The organism is Roseomonas aerilata DSM 19363, from assembly GCF_000711725.1.
Classification (GTDB): Bacteria; Pseudomonadota; Alphaproteobacteria; order Acetobacterales; family Acetobacteraceae; genus Roseomonas; species Roseomonas aerilata.
This window is the reverse complement of record NZ_JONP01000005.1, coordinates 135,726-155,209: the sequence shown is the minus strand read 5'-3', so window position 1 is coordinate 155,209 and position 19,484 is coordinate 135,726. Positions and strand designations below refer to the sequence as shown.

Annotated in this window: 15 protein-coding genes; 10 read left to right on the top strand and 5 right to left on the bottom strand. The window is 73.0% G+C overall.

All coding sequences use genetic code 11. The features are described from left to right. Window positions 1-2 precede the first annotated feature (2 nt). The 3 genes from BO39_RS07840 to BO39_RS07830 all read left to right on the top strand — a co-directional run bounded on the left by BO39_RS07840 (window position 3) and on the right by BO39_RS07830 (window position 3,668). Window positions 3-653, top strand: a complete 651-nt coding sequence (locus BO39_RS07840; protein WP_043831720.1) for an ABC transporter ATP-binding protein — start codon at window positions 3-5, stop codon at window positions 651-653. Then, on the top strand, window positions 622-1,797 hold the full coding sequence (locus BO39_RS07835) for a KpsE/RkpR family capsule polysaccharide export protein (protein WP_043831718.1): 1,176 nt from the start codon (window positions 622-624) through the stop codon (window positions 1,795-1,797). Before BO39_RS07840 ends, BO39_RS07835 begins: the two co-directional genes overlap by 32 nt. 71 nt (window positions 1,798-1,868) lie before the next feature. After that, window positions 1,869-3,668: a polysaccharide biosynthesis/export family protein gene (locus BO39_RS07830; RefSeq protein WP_245615028.1), complete on the top strand. Its 1,800-nt coding sequence runs from the start codon at window positions 1,869-1,871 to the stop codon at window positions 3,666-3,668. A 289-nt stretch (window positions 3,669-3,957) separates the two neighbouring features. On the opposite strand, the gene BO39_RS29740 is transcribed toward BO39_RS07830, so the two are convergent. Beyond that, the gene (locus BO39_RS29740) at window positions 3,958-6,132 is read right to left on the bottom strand and encodes a glycosyltransferase (protein WP_052401772.1); all 2,175 of its coding nucleotides are present in this window, start codon (window positions 6,130-6,132) and stop codon (window positions 3,958-3,960) included. A 186-nt stretch (window positions 6,133-6,318) separates the two neighbouring features. Between BO39_RS29740 and BO39_RS07820 the strand changes: the two genes are divergently transcribed. Beyond that, window positions 6,319-7,707: a glycosyltransferase family 4 protein gene (locus BO39_RS07820; RefSeq protein WP_211257397.1), complete on the top strand. Its 1,389-nt coding sequence runs from the start codon at window positions 6,319-6,321 to the stop codon at window positions 7,705-7,707. A gap of 96 nt (window positions 7,708-7,803) precedes the next feature. Continuing rightward, entirely contained in the window at window positions 7,804-8,082 is a 279-nt protein-coding gene (locus tag BO39_RS07815) for a DUF3297 family protein (protein WP_043831714.1), read from the top strand. A 13-nt stretch (window positions 8,083-8,095) separates the two neighbouring features. Here the strand turns inward: BO39_RS07815 and BO39_RS07810 are convergent, their stop codons facing one another. After that, on the bottom strand, window positions 8,096-9,643 hold the full coding sequence (locus BO39_RS07810) for a cation:proton antiporter (protein WP_043831712.1): 1,548 nt from the start codon (window positions 9,641-9,643) through the stop codon (window positions 8,096-8,098). Window positions 9,644-9,916: 273 nt separating this feature from the next. Between BO39_RS07810 and ileS the strand changes: the two genes are divergently transcribed. The 5 genes from ileS (at window position 9,917) to BO39_RS07785 (ending at window position 16,631) form a co-directional block, all read left to right on the top strand. After that, window positions 9,917-12,745 (top strand): isoleucine--tRNA ligase, encoded by a 2,829-nt coding sequence (gene ileS / locus BO39_RS07805; protein ID WP_043831710.1) that lies wholly within the window; start codon window positions 9,917-9,919, stop codon window positions 12,743-12,745. Then, a complete protein-coding gene (gene lspA / locus BO39_RS07800) occupies window positions 12,745-13,260 on the top strand; it encodes a signal peptidase II (RefSeq protein WP_052401769.1) in 516 nt (171 codons plus the stop codon). The genes ileS and lspA overlap by 1 nt, the downstream gene beginning before the upstream one ends. 62 nt (window positions 13,261-13,322) lie before the next feature. Further along, entirely contained in the window at window positions 13,323-13,883 is a 561-nt protein-coding gene (locus BO39_RS07795; RefSeq protein WP_043831708.1) for a DUF3035 domain-containing protein, read from the top strand. A 73-nt stretch (window positions 13,884-13,956) separates the two neighbouring features. After that, window positions 13,957-15,372: a M16 family metallopeptidase gene (locus BO39_RS07790; protein ID WP_043831706.1), complete on the top strand. Its 1,416-nt coding sequence runs from the start codon at window positions 13,957-13,959 to the stop codon at window positions 15,370-15,372. After that, window positions 15,369-16,631 carry a M16 family metallopeptidase gene (locus tag BO39_RS07785; protein WP_043831704.1) on the top strand — a complete coding sequence of 421 codons (1,263 nt, stop codon included), beginning with the start codon at window positions 15,369-15,371 and terminating at the stop codon, window positions 16,629-16,631. The genes BO39_RS07790 and BO39_RS07785 overlap by 4 nt, the downstream gene beginning before the upstream one ends. 264 nt (window positions 16,632-16,895) lie before the next feature. Here the strand turns inward: BO39_RS07785 and BO39_RS07780 are convergent, their stop codons facing one another. The 3 genes from BO39_RS07780 to BO39_RS07770 are packed head-to-tail and all read right to left on the bottom strand — an operon-like array spanning window position 16,896 to window position 19,455. Further along, entirely contained in the window at window positions 16,896-17,621 is a 726-nt protein-coding gene (locus BO39_RS07780; RefSeq protein WP_043831702.1) for a superoxide dismutase, read from the bottom strand. Further along, the gene (locus BO39_RS29735; RefSeq protein WP_052401767.1) at window positions 17,618-18,346 is read right to left on the bottom strand and encodes an ABC transporter permease subunit; all 729 of its coding nucleotides are present in this window, start codon (window positions 18,344-18,346) and stop codon (window positions 17,618-17,620) included. The genes BO39_RS07780 and BO39_RS29735 overlap by 4 nt, the downstream gene beginning before the upstream one ends. Further along, window positions 18,343-19,455, bottom strand: coding sequence for an ABC transporter permease subunit (locus tag BO39_RS07770; protein ID WP_052401765.1), 1,113 nt, complete (start codon window positions 19,453-19,455; stop codon window positions 18,343-18,345). Before BO39_RS07770 ends, BO39_RS29735 begins: the two co-directional genes overlap by 4 nt. Between the last annotated feature and the right edge of the window lie 29 nt (window positions 19,456-19,484).

The window sequence follows — 19,484 nt, the reverse complement described above, 5'->3', positions numbered from 1 at the left end:
CCATGTCCCTGATCCTCGAAGACGTCTGGAAGTCCTACCCGGTGCGTGGTGGGCGGCGCGACATCCTGCGCGGCATCTCCTGCACGATCGACCGCGGCGACCAGGTCGGCATCCTCGGCCGCAACGGCGCGGGCAAGTCCACCCTCATGCGCGTCATGGCCGGGGTGGAGGCGCCGACCCGCGGCCGCGTGCGGCGGGAGATGTCGATCTCCTGGCCACTCGGCTCCGGCTTCGGCCTCCAGGCCAGCCTCACGGGTGCCGACAACGCGCGCTTCATCGCCCGCATCTACGGGCTGGACGTGGCCGAGACGCTCGACTTCGTTCAGGACTTCGCCGAGATCGGCCGCTACTTCTTCGAGCCGGTCCGCACCTATTCCTCGGGCATGATGAGCCGCCTGCTCATGGCGCTCTCCTTCTCCGTCAAGTTCGACTGCTACCTCGTGGACGAGATCATCTCCGCCGGCGACCAGCGCTTCGTCGCCCGCTGCCAGACCATGCTGGAGGAGCGCCTCGGCAACGCCTCCCTGCTGATGGTCTCCCACTTCGCCGACCACATCAGGCAGTACTGCCGCACCGCCGTCGTGCTCCGGAACGGCCTCCTGGAGCTGTATGAGGACATCGATGAAGGTATCGCCGTCTATCAAAGCCTTTGATGCGGCGACCCCCGCAGCTGCGGCGCAGCGGCGGCCCTCCGCCCTCGCGCGCAAGCTGCGGAAGTGGCGCGGGCTCCTGCTCGTGGTCGTGCTGCCGACCGCGCTCGCCATCGGGTATTTCACGGCTGTCGCCGCAAACCAGTACGCGAGCGAGGCGCGCTTCTTCGTGCGCGGCCCCAGCTCCGGCAACAACAACTCGATGGGCGCGCTCGGCGCCATGCTCGGCGGCGCAGGCTTCAAGGCGGTGCCCGAGGACTCCATGGCGGTGCGCGAGTTCCTCCAGTCCCAGGACCTCGTGCGGGAGCTGCGCAAGTCGGTGGACCTCGTCTCCATCTGGCGCCGTCCGGAAGCCGATCTCTTCGCCCGGCTGTGGCTCTCCGAGCCGAGCGCCGAGATGCTGACCCGCTACTACCGGCGCATGGTGGTGGCTGAATTCGACTCTGAATCGTCGACGGTCAGCCTCCTGGTCCGCACCTTCCGCCCCGAGGACTCGAAGCTGCTGGCCGAGGCGCTGCTCCGCGCCTCGGAAAACCTCGTCAACCGCATCAGCGATCGCCAGCGCGGGGATGCGGTGGGCAACGCGCGGCGCGAGGTCGAGATCGCCGAACGCCGCGTCATCGCCTCGCGCGAGGCGCTGACCTCCTTCCGCCAGCAGGGCCGCGCCATCGACCCGACGCGGGAGATCGCGGCCAGCCTCGAGTCGGTCGGCCGGCTGGAGGACGCGCTGAGCCAGACGCGCGCCGAGTTGCAGGAGAAGCTCGCCTACATGCGGGCCGACAACCCGCAGATGGCCGTGCTCCGCAACCGCATCGCCTCCCTCGATACGCAGATCAGGGCCGAGCGCGAGCGGCTGACGAACGGCCGCGGCGCCGCGCCGGAGGTCCTCGCGGGCTACGAGCGCCTGATGCTCGAGCGCGAGTTCGCCGACCGCCAGCTCGCCTCGGCCGTCACCAGCCTCGAGACGGCGCGCGCCGATGAAGCGCGCCAGCACCTGTACGTCGCCCGCATCACCGAGCCGCAGGAGGCCGAGAGCGCACAATATCCGAAGGCCACCTTCACCATCGTCAGCCTGTTCGCGGTGCTCCTCGTGGTCTACGGGATCGGCTCCCTTATCTTCGCCGGCTTCCGCGAGCACGCGTCTTGAGCCGCGGGCCGGCGGCCTGCCGGCCCGAACCACCCAGGCTGTCCATTAAAACCGGGGCGAACCAGAGCAACATGATGCAGACCGGAACCATGCGGGCGGGCGCGGCCAAGGGCGGCAAGGCGCGCCGGGGGGCCCATGGCCTCGCGCTGCTCGCGGCCCTTCTCGCGCCCCTCTCGCCCATCGCCTCGCAGGCGCAGCTCAACAGCGGGCTCCTGCAGCAGCCAGTGCCCGGGCTTCTCGGCCCCACCCTCACGCAGGCCGCGCCGCTCCAGGCGAACGACACCCTGCTGCCGAGCACGACCACCACGTCGCGCTTCGGCACCTCCACCGAGGCGGAGGGCGGCCCGGTCGTCTCTGGCCCGCTGGGCGATGTCGGGCGCCGCCCCGGCCCCTCCTCCGCGGTCTTCGGCGCCAGCCTCTTCACCCGCGCCGCCCCCTCGCCGGCCGATGCACCCAACCCGAACTACCGCATCGCCGTCGGCGACCGCGTTTCGGTGAGGGTCTGGGGCGCCGTGGAGTCCGAGGCGATCGGCGCGGTGGACGGCGACGGCAACCTCTTCCTGCCGGGCATTGGTCCCATCCGCATCGCCGGCACCACCGCGGGCGCGCTGCAATCGGCCGTCGAATCCGAGGTGCGGCGCATCTACACGCAGCAAGTGCAGGTCTATGCCGTGCTGCTGAACGTCAACCGCATCGGCGTCTTCGTCACCGGCTTCGTCCGCAGCCCCGGCCGCCACACCGGCACGGGCATGGAGAGCGTGATTGACTACCTGCTCCGCGCGGGCGGCGTGGACCCCGCGCGCGGCTCCTTCCGCGACATCGAGATCCGCCGGGGCGGCCGCACGGTCACGCGCGTGGACCTCTACCCCTTCCTGCTGACCGGACGCCTGCCGAGCTACCTCTTCGCGGAAGGCGACACCATCGTCGTCGGCAAGCAGGGCGCGCTGGTGAGCGTGGACGGCGCCATCCGCAACAACTACCTCTTCGAGGTGCCGGGCCGCGCCATGACGGGCGAGGAGCTGATCGGGCTCGCCTCCCCCCTGCCCTCGGCCACCAACGTCGTGGTCCGCGGCACGCGCAACGGGCAGCCCTGGTCGCGCTACACCACGGTCGCCGAACTGCGCCGCATGTCGCTGCTCGACCAGGACGTGGCGAGCTTCATCACCGACGCGCCGGCCCAGACCATCCGCGTGACGATCGAGGGCAGCCGCATCGGCCCCTCCGTCCTCATCGCGGACCGCGATATCGGCCTCTGCCAGTTGCTCGACCACGTGGCGGTGGACCCGGTGCTGGCCGACACGCAATCGGTCTTCCTCCTGCGCCCGCGCCTCGCGGCCCAGCAGATGCGCACCATCAACGAGACGCTGGACCGGCTGGAGAGGCAGCTCTTCACCGCCACCTCCTCCACCACCGGCGTCGCCGAGATCCGCTCGAGCGAGGCGCAGCTCGTCTCCCAGTACATCTCCCGGGCGCGGCGCGTGCAGCCGGAAGGCCGCCTGGTCGTCTCCGACGGCACCGGCCGCTGCACCGACACCCGCCTCGAGGACGGCGACACGGTCGTCGTGCCGGAGCGGAGCGAGGTGGTGATGGTGGCGGGCGAGGTGACCACGCCCCAGGCCGTGCTGTGGCGCCCGAACCTGCGCGTCGAGGACTATGTCCAGCAGGCCGGCGGCTTCACCCAGCGCGGCAACCTCGCCAACATCATGATCCGCCGCGCCAGCGGCGAGATCGTGCTGGAACCGCGCGTCGGCCCCCGCCCTGGCGACGAGCTGATCGTCCTGCCCCGCCTGGACCCGAAGCTGTTCCAGGTGACGCGGGACGTGTTCCAGCTGATCTACCAGACGGCCCTGGCCGCGCGGATCTTCCAGTAGCCTTTCCTGGGCGGGTGGCTCCCGTGACCCCGGGGGAAAGAACGAATTCTCTCCCAGCCCCCCTCATCTTCTTCTTTGAGTTGGGGACGCCGATTGGCCGGTACGCCTCCGATCCTCGATCCGAGGCGACCGGACGTTCAGTAGGGGCACGAGGAAGGGACCGCCCCGATCACCGCATCCGCGAAAGCAGGATGGTGATCCAAGGGCGCGTGGCGCTTGGCAGGTGTGGGACGAACGCTGGGCGTTCGCCCGGAGGTACGAAGAGGGCAGAGCCCTCTCCGCGCGCCGTTCAGGAAAGCCGCACCGGCACCAGGACGCGGTTCTCCAGATAGGCCAGACGGTCCGCGAGCGAGGCGCCGTGCATCACGGCCACGGCCACAGCGCCGACGCCAACCTCGTAGCCTTCCGTGGTCAGCTCGGTGCCCGGTGCCTCCAGTACGAGGTGCAGGTCCGCGCCACCGGCGCCGATCTCCAGCGCGACCTCCTCCGCCTCCTCCAACGCCCGTTCCGCCACCGTGGGCTCCGCTCCCTCGCGCGAGAGGGTGATCCGCAGCGTGCCGGAGGCGCCGAGCGGCGGGCGAAGGGCGAGGGAGACGCGGGCCGGTCCCTCGGAGGGGCTCGGCAGGCGCAGCGCCGCGCGGCCCGGCATGGTCCAGGCGCCCCAGTCCTGCGCAGGGTGCCAGTTGGCGCCCTGCAGCAGGGCCTCGGCCATCGCGATCGCGGGGTGCGGCCCGGGCAGGCCACCATGGCCGAGACGCACCGGCTCGCAGGGCGGCAGGGCCGTGGGACGACGCCCGGCCTCGCCCGGGGCGAGGCGCCGCACCGCCACGCCCAGCGTCTCCGCCACCTCCGCCCAGGGCCGCAGCCCGCCGTGGCGGGGGATGCGGGCCTCCAGGGCGGCCAGGCGGACGGGATCGGCGATCAGCCCCTCGGCCGCGGTCGCCAGGTCCTCGGCGCTGTTGGGGGTGAAGAACACGGCGCCCTGCCGGCCGCTCTCCATCAGCGAGGGAATCTCGGAGACAAGTGCCACGCGGCGGTGGAGAAGGGATTCCGAGACCGGCAGCCCCCAGCCCTCGTGCCGGCTGGGATAGAGGGTGAAGAGGCAGCCCCGGTAGAGCGCGGCAAGACCCGCGTCGTCCACCTCGTGCAGCGCCGTGACATGCCCGGCCAGCGCCGAGTCCCTCAGCGCCTCCATCACCGGCCCGTCTCCGGGCGCCCGCCGTCCGGCGAGGACGAGGCGCGGCGTCCCGGCCGCCCCGCGCCGGAGCAGCAGCCGCCGCCAGGCCTCGATCGCCAGAAGGTGGTTCTTCCGCGGCTCGAAGCTGGAGACAAGCAGCACGTAGGGCCCCTCCGGCAGGCCTGGTGGGGTGGGCCGCGCCGGAAAGGGCGAGGACCGGCGCCGCCCGAAGCCGAAGCGGGCCGCGAGGCCGCGCGGGGCCACGGGCGCCGGAGCTTCCTCCGGCACGTCGTCCGCGCGCCCGTCGGGGGTCGCCACCATGGCGGGCGGCACGGGCCAGCCCGGCAGGTGGCGCTCCATCAGGCGCCGGTACTCCGCGGCCGTCGCCTGGGAGACCGCGACCACCCCGTCCGCCAGCACCGGCAGGGTGGAGAGCCAGCGGCCGAAGGCGGCCCGCGTGTGCGGCGGCGTGACGTCGGGCAGGACGAGGGGTCCGCAGTCGTGCAGCACCGGCACGTAGCGTGCCCCCGCCGCGCGCGCCGCCCGCAGCGCGGAGGCGTAGCGGGGCAGCCACCAGGCGCTGCCAAGCGTGACGATGGTGACGCCCGCGCCCGGCCGCAGCACATGGCCCCGCCGCCGCCAGGCCTCGAGCGCGCCCAGCGCCTCCCGCCAGGCGGGGTCCTCCGTATCCGCGCCGGTGCGGGAGAGGTGGTGCAGGCGGTGGAACAGCGGCGCCGGCAGGACGCGCCAGACGTCCTCCTCCGGGTGCATGGCGCAGAAGGCGGCCTCCCCGGCGGCCGCGATCTCCGCCTGCACGCGCTGGATGCCGCTCGGCGCCCGGCGGTGCCCGTACCAGGAGACGAGGTCGGAGAGGTCGAGCAGCAGCCCTGCCACGCGCGGCGGGGGGAGGCTGTCGCGGAGGGCGAGCCATTCCGCCCAAGGGTCCCGCCCGCCCGGGTCGAGCGCGACGGCGCGGCCATAGGCGTCCGCCGCCGCGCCGCGGCGGCCGAGCAGCTTCAGCGCGTGGCCGATCTGGAGGTGGATGTCGGCGTCACGCCCCTCCATAGCTTCCGCGCGGCGGTAGAGCTCGAGGGCGGCAGCGGGGTCGCCCGCCTCCTTCACGCAGTGACCTTGCTGGATGAGGATGCCGCGGTCGTTCGGGCGCAGGCGGAGAAAGGCGGCATAGGCCTCGGCGGCCTCCTCCCACCGACGGTTGTCGCGGGCGGCATCGGCCCTCGCCAACAGGGCGCCGGGATCGACCGACCCCTCGCCTACCGGTCCACCCATCCCGCCCCATCCCTCGTCCGGCACCGAGCGCCCCTTCCCCAGCCTTGCCGAGCGCCGACCTGCCGCGCCGCACACCGACCATGCCGCGACGCAGTGCGCGAAGCCAGTGCCGGCGGCGCAACCCGCGCGCGCAGGCCGTAGGGGCCGCGGATTTTTCCCGGGGCGGAACCTTGCTAAGCTCCGCCCATGCGCCCCAGGATCATGATCGATGGCTTCAACCTCGCCCTCGAGCAGGGAACCGGGGTCTCCACCTATGCCCGCAACCTCTCCTACCGGCTGGGCGGCATGGGCGCGCAGGTGGAGGTGCTCTACGGCCGCGCCGTCAGCGCGAAGCTCAGGCCGCTCATGCGCGAGGTCGCCTTCTTCGACGATCCCGCGCAGCGCCTGGTCGAGACGACCGGCTTCCGCCGCCTCCGGCGCATGCTCCTCACCGGCATGGCGGAAAAGCTGGTGGAGATCCCCGTCACCGGCCAGGTGGTGATCAACGGCTTCGCGAACCGCCTGCCGCATTTCGACCGGCTGTGGAACCTCGAGGACATCTTCACGAGGTCCCACAACAACTACAAGCTGCGGAAGCGCGTCATCCCGCTGCCCTCGCCCTCCCCGGCGCCGGCGGTGATGCACTGGACCTATCCGCTGCCGCTCCGCCTGCGCGGCGCGCGGAACATCTACACGATGCACGACCTCGTGCCGCTGCGCCTGCCCTTCACCACGCTCGACCACAAGCGCCGCTACCTGCGTCTCTGCACGCAGCTTCTCGAAAGCGCGGACCACATCGTCACCGTCAGCGAGACCTCGCGGCGGGACATCATCAACCTCCTCGGCGCCGATCCGGAGAAGGTCACCAACACCTACCAGTCCGTCGAGCTGCCGCCGGGGCTGGCGAACAAGCCCGAGGCGCTCGCGCGGGACGAGGTGGCGGGCTCCTTCGGGCTCGAATGGGGCAACTACTTCATGTTCTTCGGCGCCATCGAGCCGAAGAAGAATGTCGGCCGCCTCATCGAGGCCTTCCTCGCTTCCGGCTCCGACAAGCAGCTCATCCTCGTCGGCAAGCAGGCCTGGAAGAGCGACCAGGAGCTGAAGTTCCTCTTCGACGAGCACATCAACATGAGCTTCTCCGTCGAGGAGAACGGCCGCCGCGTCACCCGCCGCCGCGTCGTGCTGCTGGACTACGTGCCCTTCCGCCTGCTGGTCAGCCTTATCCGCGGGGCGCGTGCGGTGCTCTTCCCCTCCCTCTACGAGGGCTTCGGCCTGCCGGTGCTGGAGGCGATGAGCCTCGGCACGCCCGTGCTGACCTCCAACACCTCCTCCATGCCCGAGGTGGTCGGGGATGCGGCGGTGCGGGTTGACCCCTACGACGTGCGCGCCATGACCGAGGGCATCCGCGCGCTGGACGCGGACGAGGAGCTGCGCGGCCATCTCTCCTGGGCCGGCCGGCGCCGCGCCGCGGTTTTCAGCGCGGCCGCCTACGAGCGGCGCTTGGCCGAGCTCTACGGCCGGCTCGGCGTGCCGCTGGAGCCCGGCACGCCCGAGCCGGCGCCGCAGCCTGCCGAGCCCGATCTCGAGGCGGGCTGAGCGGGGCGGTTGGAGCCCGGGCTTGGACTCCGGGCCTCGCCTTCGCTAACACCGCCCGCCCAGGCACCTCCTGTCCGGCCACCCGAAAGCCTCCTCATGACCGATACCCTGCCCGACCGCCTCTCTACCGACCCGAAGAGTCCCTTCTTCAACGCCGAGCTGCTCGAGCGCGGGGTCGGCATCCGCTTCAAGGGCGTCGAGAAGAACAACGTGGAGGAGTACTGCGTCAGCGAGGGCTGGGTGCGGCTCTCGGTCGGCAAGGCGGTGGACCGCTTCGGCAAGCCGATGACGATGAAGCTGCAGGGCAAGGTGGAGCCCTATCTGCGCGACGCCGCGGCGCCAGAGGCGGATTCCGAGGCCGGCTCCGAAGCCTGACCGAAGCCGGGCCTCAGCCCGGCCGCAGGCGCGGATCGGCCGCCAGCTCCATCAGGTCCAGCTCCTCCTCCACGGCGTGGAAGGCGTCGTCGCCGATCGTCCCGTCCCGGCGCAGCGCCTCCGGCGCATCGCGGGCGGCGTCCACGGCGCGGCATTGGAGGCGGGCGGTGGTATCGACGGGCGGCGCCTCGCCGAGGGCGGCGCGCGCGGCGAGTTCCCGCAGCAACGTGTCTCGCCCCGGGGAGGGCGGCTCCCCCTCCAGGGCGCGGATCGCGGCCTCGGCCGTCCCGGTCCGGGCGCGGACCACTTCCGCCCCCACCGTGCCGTCGTCCGACAGACCGAGGCGGCGCAGCAGCGGCCCGAGAGTGGTGCCCTGCAGCCCAAGGGTAACGAGCACCACGCAGACCGAGGCGAAGACGATGGCGTCGCGGTAGGGCAGGCTCTCTGGCAAGGCGAGCGCCGCCGCGAGGGTGACGATCCCGCGCATGCCCGACCAGGCGATGACCAGCCCCCCTTCCCGGCTGGGCTGCGGCATGGCCCTGCCTCCCCGCACACGCGGACCAAAGCACGCCGCGGCCCAGCGCGCGACGGTGTTGAAGGCCATCACCCAGGCGAGCCGGGTCAGCACCACCGCCGCGCAGGTGGCCGCGGCCAGGAGGACCACCCCCTCCCAGGCGCCGTCCAGCCGCGCGACGATGGCGCGCATCTGCAAGCCGATGAGGAGGAAGGCGAGGGCATTCAGCACGAAGACCGCCACATCCCACACCGCGTAGGAGGCGATGCGCCGCCGCGCGCCGATCCGCCGCGGGGCATGGCGAGCAAGCGTCATCCCGAAGACGACGACGCTGATGATGGCCGAGAGGTGCAGCGCCTCCGCCACCAGCCAGACGCCGAAGGTGCCAAGGAACTGCACGAGGGTGTTGATGGGGATGTCCCGGAACATCCCGTCCACCCAGGCGAGGTGCAGCCGCGCCACCGCCCAGCCGAACAGCGCCCCGCCGCCCGCGGTCAGCAGCAGCACCGACCCGGCATCGAGCACCGAAAAGCTGCCGGCCGCCGCCGCCGCGAGCGCCATGCGGTAGATCAGCAGCGCGCTGGCATCGTTGAACAGGCTCTCCCCCTCCAGGATCACCAGGAGGCGGTGCGGCGGGCGAAGGCGCCGGAGCACGGCCGTCGCGGCGGAGGCGTCGGGCGGCGCGACGATGGCGCCCAGGGCCACGGCCGCGGCCAGCGGCATCTCCGGCAGGCACAGCCGCGCCACCACCGCGACGATCGCCACCGTGACCCCCACGGCCACCAGCGCCAGGGTCGCGACGGGCACGAGGTTGTCCCGGAGGTCGCGCGGGGAGGCGTCGAAGGCGGCGTCGAGCAGCACCGGGGCCACGAAGAGCGCGAGGGCCAGCGCCGGGTCCGGGGTGACGACCGGCACCCCCGGGATGAAGGCCGCGGCGGTGCCGGCGAGCGCCAGCAGCGCCGGATAGGGCACCGCGATCCGCTCGGCCAGGGTGGAGAGCAGGGCCGCCGCCAGCAGCAGGGCGATGATCGTCTCGAACAACTCCATGGGGGCAGCCTAAGGGGTCTGCGGCCCCGTGCAGAAGGGGCCACGCCGTTGCGATCCTGGCACGGCCCGCCGGGGAGGGCAGGGCTGGGTTTCGCACCGCTCGCTTGACCCCCGCCCCGCCCCCTCCGCATATGGCGCCCATGCTCTTCCGGCCGCCCCGCGCGCGAATTCCCGGCCCGGTCCTCGTCTGAGGGCCGGGAAAAGACCGCCGCGCCCGCCCCTTCGCCGCGCCCCCTGCCTCGGGGCCGCGCGGCCCGAGACCCCGGACCACCCATGACCGACGCCCCCGCCGAAACCGCTCGCGACTACCGCGGCACCGTCTTCCTGCCGAAGACCCCCTTCCCCATGCGCGGGGACCTGCCGAAGCGCGAGCCCGCGACGCTCGCCCGCTGGAAGGCGCAGGACCTGCGCGGGCAGCTCCGGGAGCGTTCCCGCGGGCTGACGAAGTTCGTGCTGCACGACGGCCCGCCCTACGCGAACGGCCCGCTGCATATCGGCCACGCCCTGAACAAGATCCTAAAGGACGTGATCAACCGCGCCGCCCAGATGTCGGGCAAGGATGCCGACTACGTTCCCGGCTGGGACTGCCACGGCCTGCCCATCGAGTGGAAGGTCGAGGAGGAGTACCGCGCGAAGAAGCGGGACAAGGACAGCGTCCCCGTCCTCGAGTTCCGCTCGGAATGCCGGGAATACGCCCGCCACTGGCTGGGCATCCAGTCCGCCGAGTTCCAGCGCCTGGGCGTGCTCGGCGACTGGGAGGGGCGCTACGCCACCATGGACTTCACCTCCGAGGCGGTGATCGCCGAGGAGATCGGGCGCTTCCTGATGAACGGCTCGCTCTACCGCGGCCTGCGCCCGGTGATGTGGAGCCCGGTCGAGAAGACCGCGCTGGCGGATGCCGAGATCGAGTACCACGACGTCACTAGCCCGACGCTGCACGCCGCCTTCCCGGTGGTGAAGCCCTCCCTGCCGGAGCTTGCGGGCGCGCGGGTGGTGATCTGGACCACCACGCCCTGGACCATCCCCGCTAACCGCGCCGTCGCCTATGGCGAGGAGATCGACTACGCGCTGGTGCATGTGGATGGCATCGCCGAGGGCTCGCTGCTGGCCACCGGCGACGACCTGCTGATCGCCCTCCCCCTCCTGCCCGCCTTCGAGAAGGAGGCGGGGCTTGCAGCGCACTCGCTGAAGCGCGTGTTCAAGGGGGTCGAACTGGCCGGCACCATCCTCGCGCACCCGCTGCGCGGCTGGGCGCCCGGCGAGGGCGCCTACGACCACGATGTGCCGCTGCTGGCCGGCGACTTCGTGACGGCCGAGGCCGGCACGGGCTTCGTCCACATCGCCCCCAGCCACGGCGAGGACGACTTCGCCCTCGGCCGCGCCAACGGCCTGCCCGTGCCCGAGATGGTCGGCGACGACGGCACCTACACCGTCCAGGCCGCGGGCTTCACGGGCATCCACGTCTTCAAGGCGCAGGACGCCGTCTGGGCCGCGCTGGAGACGATGGGCACGCTGGCCGCCAAGGGCAGCCTGCGCCACAGCTACCCGCATTCCTGGCGCAGCAAGAAGCCGGTGATCTTCCGCGCGACGCCCCAATGGTTCATCGCCATGGACGATGACAACCAGATCCGCACGAAGGCGCTGGAGGCGATCGCCAACACGCATTTCGTGCCCGACCAGGGGCGTAACCGCATCGGCTCCATGGTCGCCGCGCGGCCGGACTGGTGCATCTCCCGCCAGCGGGCCTGGGGCGTGCCGATCGCGGTCTTCGTCGAGAAGCGGAGCGGCGAGCCGCTGCGCGACCACAACGTGATGGAGCGCATCCTCGCCGCCTTCCGCGAGGAAGGGGCCGATGCCTGGTACAAGCCCGGCGCCGCCGCGCGCTTCCTCGGGAACGAGCGCAACCCCGACGACTACGAGCAGGTGATGGACATCGTGGACGTGTGGTTCGAGAGCGGCTCGACCCACGCCTTTGCCCTGCCCGACCACGGCCTGCCCTTCCCCGCCGACCTTTACCTCGAGGGCACGGACCAGCACCGCGGCTGGTTCCACTCCTCGCTGCTGGAATCCATCGGCACGCGGGACATGGCGCCTTTCAAGGCGATCCTGACGCATGGCTTCGTTCTGGATGAGTCCGGGCGGAAGATGTCGAAGTCGCTCGGCAACGTCACCGCCCCGCAGGAGGTGATGAAGGACTACGGCGCCGATATCCTGCGCCTCTGGGTGATGAATTCCGACTTCGCGGACGACCTGCGGATCGGCAAGACCATTCTCGGCCAGCAGGCGGAGCTGTACCGGCGCATCCGCAACACCCTGCGCTGGCTGCTCGGCAACCTCGACGGCTTCACCGAGGAGGAGCGCGTCGATTACGCCGAGCTACCGGAGCTGGAGCGCTACATCCTGCACCGCGTCGCCACCATCGACGCCCGCCTCCGCCGCGCCGCCGCCGACTACGACTGGTCGGGCGTGATGCCGGAGATCCACAACTTCTGCGCCTCCGACCTCTCGGCCTTCCTCTTCGACATTCGCAAGGACAGCCTCTACTGCGACCGCGCGGACGATCCGCGCCGGCGCGCCGCGCGCACGGTGATCGACGTGCTGCACCGCTGCCTCTGCACCTGGCTCGCGCCCGTGCTGGTCTTCACGGCGGAGGAAGCCTGGCTCGCCCGCTTCGGCGAAGCGGCGGACAGCGTGCACATGCAGACCTTCTTCGACGTGCCCGCGGAGTGGCGCGACGACGCCCTGGCTGATCGCTGGGCCCGCGTGCGCGCCGTGCGCAGCCTCGTCACGGGCGCGCTGGAGAAGGCGCGGGCGGCCGGCACCATCGGCAGCTCCCTCCAGGCCGCGCCCGAGCTCTTCCTGGGCGCCGCCGGGGCCGATCTCGCGGACCTGCCCTGGGCCGAGCTCTGCATCACCTCCGACCTCACCCTCCGCGGCACCCCGCCGGAGGGCGAGGGCGTGGAGACCGAGGGCGAGACCGCCGTGCGCTTCGCCCCCGCCCCCGGCACCAAGTGCGACCGCTGCTGGCGCGTCCTGCCGGAAGTCGGTCGCAGCGCCGCCCATCCCACCCTCTGCCTGCGCTGCGACGGGGCGGTTACCTGATGGCCGCACTCAACCTGCGGCGGGGGCTGCTGCTCGCCCTCGTCATCCTGATTGCCGATCAGGCGAGCAAGTGGTGGATCCTGGAGGTCTTCGACCTCCCCACCCGCCGCAGCGTGGAGTTGTTCACCGCCGGGCCGGTCGGCATGAACCTGACCATGGTCTGGAACCGCGGCGTCACCTTCGGCCTCCTCTCGGGCAGCGCGCCCTGGCACAGCTGGGCACTGGCGGCACTGGCGGCCGCCATCGCCGCCTTCCTCATCCGCTGGATGGCCCATGCCGAGACGCGCCGCACGGCGCTCGCCCTCGGCGCCATCGTGGGCGGCGCGGTCGGCAACGTCATCGACCGGCTGCGCTTCGGCGGCGTGGTGGATTTCCTCGACGCCCATGGCTGGGGCTGGCACTGGTACGTCTTCAACGTGGCGGACGCGGCCATCGTGCTCGGCGTCGCCGTGCTGCTGATTGAGGCCCTGACCGGCCGCCCCGCCACCCCGGAGACACCCGGCAAGGCCGCCTGACGGAACGGGCTCCGGCCACCCTGTTCCCGCGGCCCGCCCTGTCCTGCTAGAAGGCGGATGCCATGAACCCCAGACCCCTCCTCCTGGCCCCGCTGCTGCTGCTGGCCGCCTGTGGCGGCGACACGGCCCGCACGCTCGGCCTCACGCGCGACGCCCCGGACGAGTTCCAGGTCGTCACGCGCGCGCCCCTCTCCATTCCCCCCAGCATCGGCGACCTGCCGCCGCCGCGCCCTGGCGCCCAGCGCCCGCAGGAAATGTCGGCGAGGGAGCGCGGCGAGACGACGCTCGCCCCCGCCACCATCACCGGCGGGGGCCGCCAGGACCGCCCCTCCGGCGCCGAGTCCGCGCTGGTCGCCCAGGCCTCCCGCGCCGCCGGCAACCAGGCGGGCAACAACATCCGCCGCCAGGTGGACGAGGAGAGCCTCCGGCTCGACCGCCCGCAGCAGAATGTGGTGGAGCGCCTCATGTTCTGGCAGGACGCGCCGCGCCCCGGCACCGTCCTCGACCCCCAGAAGGAGGCGCAGCGCCTGCGGGAGAACTCGGCCCTCGGCCGTTCCCCGGAGGAAGGCGACACGCCGATCATCCAGCGCCGCCAGCGCGGCATCCTGGACGGGCTGCTCTGATACGGGCGGCCGGGGCCTTTTTTCACGCGCCCCGGCCACTCCCGCCAGCGCCGCCAACCCCCACATGCCAGGAATGCTCCCTCTGACCCGTCGTGCCGCGCTGGCCACCGCAGCCGCTGCGCAGGCCGCCCTCGCAAGCCGCGCTCCGGCCCAGACCCCTGCCGCGGCGGCCCTGCCCGCCCCGGCCCCCATTCCCGCCGACCGCCCGCTCTTCGGTGCCCGTCTCTGGACGCTCCCGAACGGGCTGCGCGTCGCGCATGTCCGCACCCGCGGGGCGCCGGTGGTCGCGCACTACCTCTTCTACGGCGTCGGCGCGGGGGATGACCCCGCGGGCAAGTCCGGCCTCGCCCATTTCCTCGAGCACATGATGTTCAAGGGCAGCGCGCACGTAGCGGACGGCGAGTTCTCCCGCCGCGTCGCGCGGGAGGGCGGCCAGGACAACGCCTTCACCTCGCGCGACGTGACCGCCTATCACCAGACGGTGGAGGCCACGCGCCTCGCCCTCGTCGCCTCTATGGAGGCCGATCGCCTCCGCGCGCCCCTCTACCCCGAGGCGACGGTGGAGCCCGAGCGCGCGGTGGTGCTGGAGGAGCGGCGCCAGCGCACCGACAGCTCCCCCCGCGCCCGGTTCCGTGAGGCCTTCGACGCCGCCATGTGGGGCCGCCAGCACTGGCGCGGCCGCCCGATCATCGGCTGGGAGGAGGAGATCCGCGCCCTCACCCGCGACGACATGCTGGAGTTCCACCGCCGCTGGTACACGCCCGCAAACGCCGTGCTGGTGGTCGCCGGTGCCGTGGACGAGGAGGCGCTGCGCCGCGTGGTGGAGAGCGAGTACGCGGGCGCCGAGGGCGCGCCCGCCACCCCGCGCCGCCGTGCCAATCCGCCGCCCGCCCCACTCGAGGGCCGGCTGGTGCGCAACGACCCCGGCGTGCGGGAGGCGCAGATGCTCCGCGCCTGGATCGCCCCCACCCAGACCTGGGGCCGCGACGAGGCGGACCGCGCGCACGGCCTGCCGCTGGAGGTCCTGGCGCACCTGCTGGGCGGCGGCCCGGGCTCCCGCCTGCACCGCACCCTGGTGGAGGGCGGCCTCGCGGTCGGCGCCGGCTCTGGCTACGATAGCGACGAGCTGGGCGCCTCCTCCTTCGGCATCTTCGCGACGCCGCGCGGCGACACCGCGCCAGCCAAGGTCGAAGCCGCGGTGGAGGACGAGATCGCCCGCCTGCTCGATGCCGGCGTGACCGCGGAGGAGGTGGCGCGAAGCCAGCGCCAACTCACCGCCGGCGCCTTCCTCTCGCTTGACGGCCTCGGCGCGGCGCCGCGGCTGCTGGGCAGCGCACTGGCCATCGGCCTGCCCGCCGATGCCGTGGAGCACTGGCCGGCCCAGATCCGCGCCGTGACGCCGGATGCGGTGATGGCCGCGGCCCGCGCCGTCTTCACCCATCCCTCCATGACCGGCTGGCTGCTGCCCGAGGGCACCCGCGCACCATGAGCGGCACTATTCCCAGCGGCTTCACCCTCCCCGTGCAGGTGGTGGAGGCGGCCGGCGTGACCGCCTGGCTGGCCGAGGACCACGCGGTCCCCGTCATCTCCCTCTCCTTCTCCATCCCCGGCGGCGCCTCCCTCGACCCCGAGGGCCGGGAGGGCGCGGCCGCCCTTGCCGCCGCCCTGCTGACCGAAGGCGCGGGTGACCTGACTGCCCCCGCCTTCCAGGACGCGCTGCGCGACGCCGCCATCTCGATCTCCTTCTCGGCGGACCGGGACGAGTTCTCGGGCAGTTTCCGCTGCCTGACCGACGCCCTTCCCGAGGCCGCGCGCCTTGCCCGCCTCGCCCTTTCCGCCCCGCGCATGGAGGGGCCAGATATCGAACGGGTGCGCGCCCGCGCGATCGCCGGCGCGCGGCAGGCGCTGGAAAGCCCGCGCGGCCAGGCCGGGCGCGTCTTCTGGTCCACCGCCCTGCCCGGCCCCTTCGGCCATCCGCCGGGCGGCACCGCGGAGACCATCGCCGCCCTGCCCGCCGAGGTGCTGCGCGGCGTGCCCGCCCGCCAGTTCCGCCGCGGGGGCCTCCTCATCGCCGCTTCCGGCGCGATCACCGCGTCGAACCTGCGGGACCTGATGGAAACCCTCTTCGGCGACTGGCTCGCCGAAGCGCCGGCCGCCCTGCCCGCCCTGCCCCCCTTCTCCGCCCGCGGCGTGCAGGTGGTGGGCATGGACAGCCCGCAGTCGAGCGCCGTCTTCGGCCAGCCCGGCCTCGCCGTGGACGACCCCGACTGGGAGGCGGCCGGCGTGGTCATGCGCGTGCTCGGCGGCGGCGGCTTCTCCTCGCGGCTGATGAACGCGGTGCGGGTGGAGCGCGGCCTTGCCTATGGCATCGGCGCGGGCCCGGAACCCGTGGCGGGCCGCAGCCTCATTGTCGGATCGGTGGCCACCGAGAACGCGCGCATGGCCGAGACCATCTCGGTACTGCGCGGCGAATGGGCCCGCATGGCCGCCTCCGGCCCGACCGAGGCGGAGCGTGAAGAGGCGATCGCCTACCTCACCGGCAGCCAGCCCCTCTCCTTCACCTCGACCCGGCAGATCGCCGGCATCCTCCTCGCCCTACAGCGGAACAACCGGCCGCTGGACTGGCTGGCCAACCGCCCGGCCCGCCTCGCAGCCCTCTCCCGGGACCGGCTGGCGGGGGTGGCGGCGCGCTTGCTGCGGCCGGGTGACCTGGCGGTGACGGTGGCGGGGCGGCCGGTCGGGCTTTAGGCCGGCGCCGGTGACTCCTGGAGAGGGCTCTGCCCTCTCCAGACCTCGGGGCGTATGCGCAGCGTTTCGCCCCGCGCCCACCAAGGACCTGAGGCCCTCGGCTCCCCCTCTGGCTGTCGCGGAACCGTCCTGAACAGTCAGTTGCCTCGGTTCCACAACCCGAGGCGCACCAACCGCAAAGTATTTTAGACAAATAGAAAAAGATGAGTGGGGGTCTGGGGGAGAGAATTCATTCTCTCCCCCAGCGTCACCCGCCCCGCCCGCTCAGATCGTCAGCGTCCCCGCCTTCGCCGCCGCGTAGCGTTCGGAGACCTTGTTCCAGTCCACCACGTTCCACCAGTTGGCCAGATATTCCGGCCGGCGGTTCTGGTACTTCAGGTAATAGGCGTGTTCCCACACATCGTTGCCGAACAGCACGCGCTCGCCCTCGAATAGGGGCGTGTCCTGGTTCGGGCGGGTGGTGATCGCGAGCTTGCCGTCGCGTGCGACGGTCACGAAGACCCAGCCGCTGCCGAAGCGCGAGGCGCCAGCCGCGTTGAAGTCGGCCTTCATCTTGTCAAAGCCGCCGAGGTCGCGGGTCACGGCCTCGCCCAGTTCGCCGCCCGGGGTGCCGCCCTTCCCGCCCATGATCGGCCAGAACATGCTGTGGTTCGCGTGGCCGCCGCCGTTGTTGCGCACGGCGGTGCGGATGCTTTCCGGCACCTCGTTGAGCTTCGAGAGCAGCGCCTCCAGCGGCATCGCGGCCAACTGGCCGTGGTCCCTGAGGGCGTTGTTGAGGTTGGTGACATAGGCCTGGTGATGCAGGTCGTGATGGATCTGCATCGTCTGCGCGTCGATGGAGGGCTCGTTGGCCGAGGCCGCGTAGGGCAGCGGCGGCAGGCTGAAGGGGCCGGAGGCTGCCGGAGCCTGGGCGCGCGCACCCCGCGTCATCGCGGAGGCGGCGAGGAAGGGCAGCGCGGCCAGGACGGCACGGCGAGGAGTCGAGATCACGGCGCGGGTTCCCTGATGGGGGCGCGGCGTCGCGCCCAGCCGATTAAGCCGCCCCCGTCCGGGCGGTTGCCAGGGGCTTCCGAGCCGTCTCCCCATTCCGTTCCACCCCGTGGACGCGAGAGGAGGGCGACGCCCAGCAGCGCGATGACCGGCAGCAGCGCGAGCGCCGGCGCCGCCACGGCGGGCGCGCCCGTGTCGAGCAGGGCGGCGACCGTGCTCTCGCCGAGCGAGAGGGCGAGGGACAGCGCGGCGCCCGTGGCGAGGGCGGCGCGGAAGCGCGGCCGCTCGACCGTCCGGGCGACGAGATCCGGCGGCGCGCCGCAGGCCCAGGCGGCGCGGAGCAGCGCGGGCTCGATCCCGTCCAGCGTGCCGATGACGAGGACGGCGACGAGGGGCGCCCCGATCAGCGCGTGCCAGAGCGCGGTGGCCGGAATGGCGAGGCCCGCCTCCCCCGCTACCAGCCGCAGCGCCGCCCCGGCCAGCACGGGCGGAAGAAGCGGCGGCAGGGCGATCAGCGCCAGGGCCGCGCCCCGGCCGGAGAAGCGCGAGCGCAGGCCGAGGCCGGCGGCGCCGCCCAGCGCCGTCGCCGCCAGCGCGGCGGCGATGCCGACCAGCAGCGCGCCCAGGGGGGAAGCCGGCCCTCCCCAGGCCTCGCCGACGAGGAGCAGGAGAAGGAGCGGGGCGAGCGCTGCCGCCAGCGCCGCCGCGCCGAAGGCCGGGCTCATGCTGGCGCTCCCCGGCGCGGACGGAGCAGCGCGGCCGCCAGCAGCCCCGCCAGAAGGGCCGGAAGGAGAAGCCAGGCGGCCAGCGCCCCGGCCTCCGCCCAGTGCCCCGCCCGCGCAGCGGCGGCGAGGTTGGTGGCGGCGAGCCCCCCCTCCCCTAGCAAGGCGGAGGGCAGGGCCAGCACACCGAGCGCCTGGGTAAAGACAAGGGCGCAACCCGCCACCACCCCGCGCCGGGCGAGCGGCAGGTAGACGCGGCGGAACACCAGCCAGGGCCGCGCGCCCAGTGCCGCCGCGGCGCGCGGCAGCCGTGTCCCCGCATGGCGGAGGGAGATCGCGATTGGCAGCGCCATCAGCGGCAGCAGCCCGAGCACGAGGGCAAGAATAAAGGCTAGTGGCCCCGCCGCGATGACGGACCAGCCCGTCGCCCGCGCCCCCTCCCCAGCCAGCAGGGGCAGGGCCGCGGCAGCGGCGAGCAGCGCGGCCCGGGCCGGTGGCGCCTCGGCGATCCACCGGGCGAGCGGCCAGGCGAGGATGAGGCAGCCGATCGTCGCCAGCGCCGCCGCGCCGATGCCGCCGGCAAGTGCCGCGCGGGCCTCGGCGGCGTGGGGGCTGCCCTCGAACCCGCCCGATGCCGTGCGGCGCAGGCCGAGGGCGGCCAGGAGGTAGAAGCCCGAGGCGTCGCCCCCCGCCTGCCGCAGCACGGCCCAGCTCTCCGGCTCGCTCCAGGCGGGATCGGCAACGAGGACGGAGACCGCGCGGACGGCGCGCGTCTCGGCGGTCCGGGTGGCAGTGTTGGAGAGAGTCTCGTCCATGCCCGGCAGGTCGGCCGAGAGGCGGGCGGCGGCGCGGGCCATCAGGGCGGCGCCCGGAGCACCGGCGGCGCGTAGCGCAGCGAGATCGACGGCCAGGGCCTCGAAGGCCCCGTCATCGGGCAGGCCCGCGCCGTCCCAGTGGCGCAGGGCGGCGGCGGTGCGCGGCAGGGCCGGCCTCACCTCCGTCTCGACGACGGATTGCGTCAGGAGGGCGCCGAGCGGCACCACCGCGCCCAGGAGGACGAGCAGTACGAGGGGCATGGCCAGCATGGCCGCGGTGAAGGGGTCGCGCTTCAAGGGGATCTGGCTTTCCGGGGAAGTTGGCG

What these genes read in the sequence shown, in the direction of transcription:
- BO39_RS07840 (WP_043831720.1), top strand. Translation starts at nt 3, where the DNA reads ATGTCCCTGATCCTCGAAGACGTCTGGAAGTCCTACCCGGTGCGTGGT.
- BO39_RS07835 (WP_043831718.1), top strand. Translation starts at nt 622, where the DNA reads ATGAAGGTATCGCCGTCTATCAAAGCCTTTGATGCGGCGACCCCCGCA.
- BO39_RS07830 (WP_245615028.1), top strand. Translation starts at nt 1,869, where the DNA reads ATGATGCAGACCGGAACCATGCGGGCGGGCGCGGCCAAGGGCGGCAAG.
- BO39_RS29740 (WP_052401772.1), bottom strand. Translation starts at nt 6,132, where the DNA reads ATGGGTGGACCGGTAGGCGAGGGGTCGGTCGATCCCGGCGCCCTGTTG.
- BO39_RS07820 (WP_211257397.1), top strand. Translation starts at nt 6,319, where the DNA reads ATGCGCCCCAGGATCATGATCGATGGCTTCAACCTCGCCCTCGAGCAG.
- BO39_RS07815 (WP_043831714.1), top strand. Translation starts at nt 7,804, where the DNA reads ATGACCGATACCCTGCCCGACCGCCTCTCTACCGACCCGAAGAGTCCC.
- BO39_RS07810 (WP_043831712.1), bottom strand. Translation starts at nt 9,643, where the DNA reads ATGGAGTTGTTCGAGACGATCATCGCCCTGCTGCTGGCGGCGGCCCTG.
- ileS (WP_043831710.1), top strand. Translation starts at nt 9,917, where the DNA reads ATGACCGACGCCCCCGCCGAAACCGCTCGCGACTACCGCGGCACCGTC.
- lspA (WP_052401769.1), top strand. Translation starts at nt 12,745, where the DNA reads ATGGCCGCACTCAACCTGCGGCGGGGGCTGCTGCTCGCCCTCGTCATC.
- BO39_RS07795 (WP_043831708.1), top strand. Translation starts at nt 13,323, where the DNA reads ATGAACCCCAGACCCCTCCTCCTGGCCCCGCTGCTGCTGCTGGCCGCC.
- BO39_RS07790 (WP_043831706.1), top strand. Translation starts at nt 13,957, where the DNA reads ATGCTCCCTCTGACCCGTCGTGCCGCGCTGGCCACCGCAGCCGCTGCG.
- BO39_RS07785 (WP_043831704.1), top strand. Translation starts at nt 15,369, where the DNA reads ATGAGCGGCACTATTCCCAGCGGCTTCACCCTCCCCGTGCAGGTGGTG.
- BO39_RS29735 (WP_052401767.1), bottom strand. Translation starts at nt 18,346, where the DNA reads ATGAGCCCGGCCTTCGGCGCGGCGGCGCTGGCGGCAGCGCTCGCCCCG.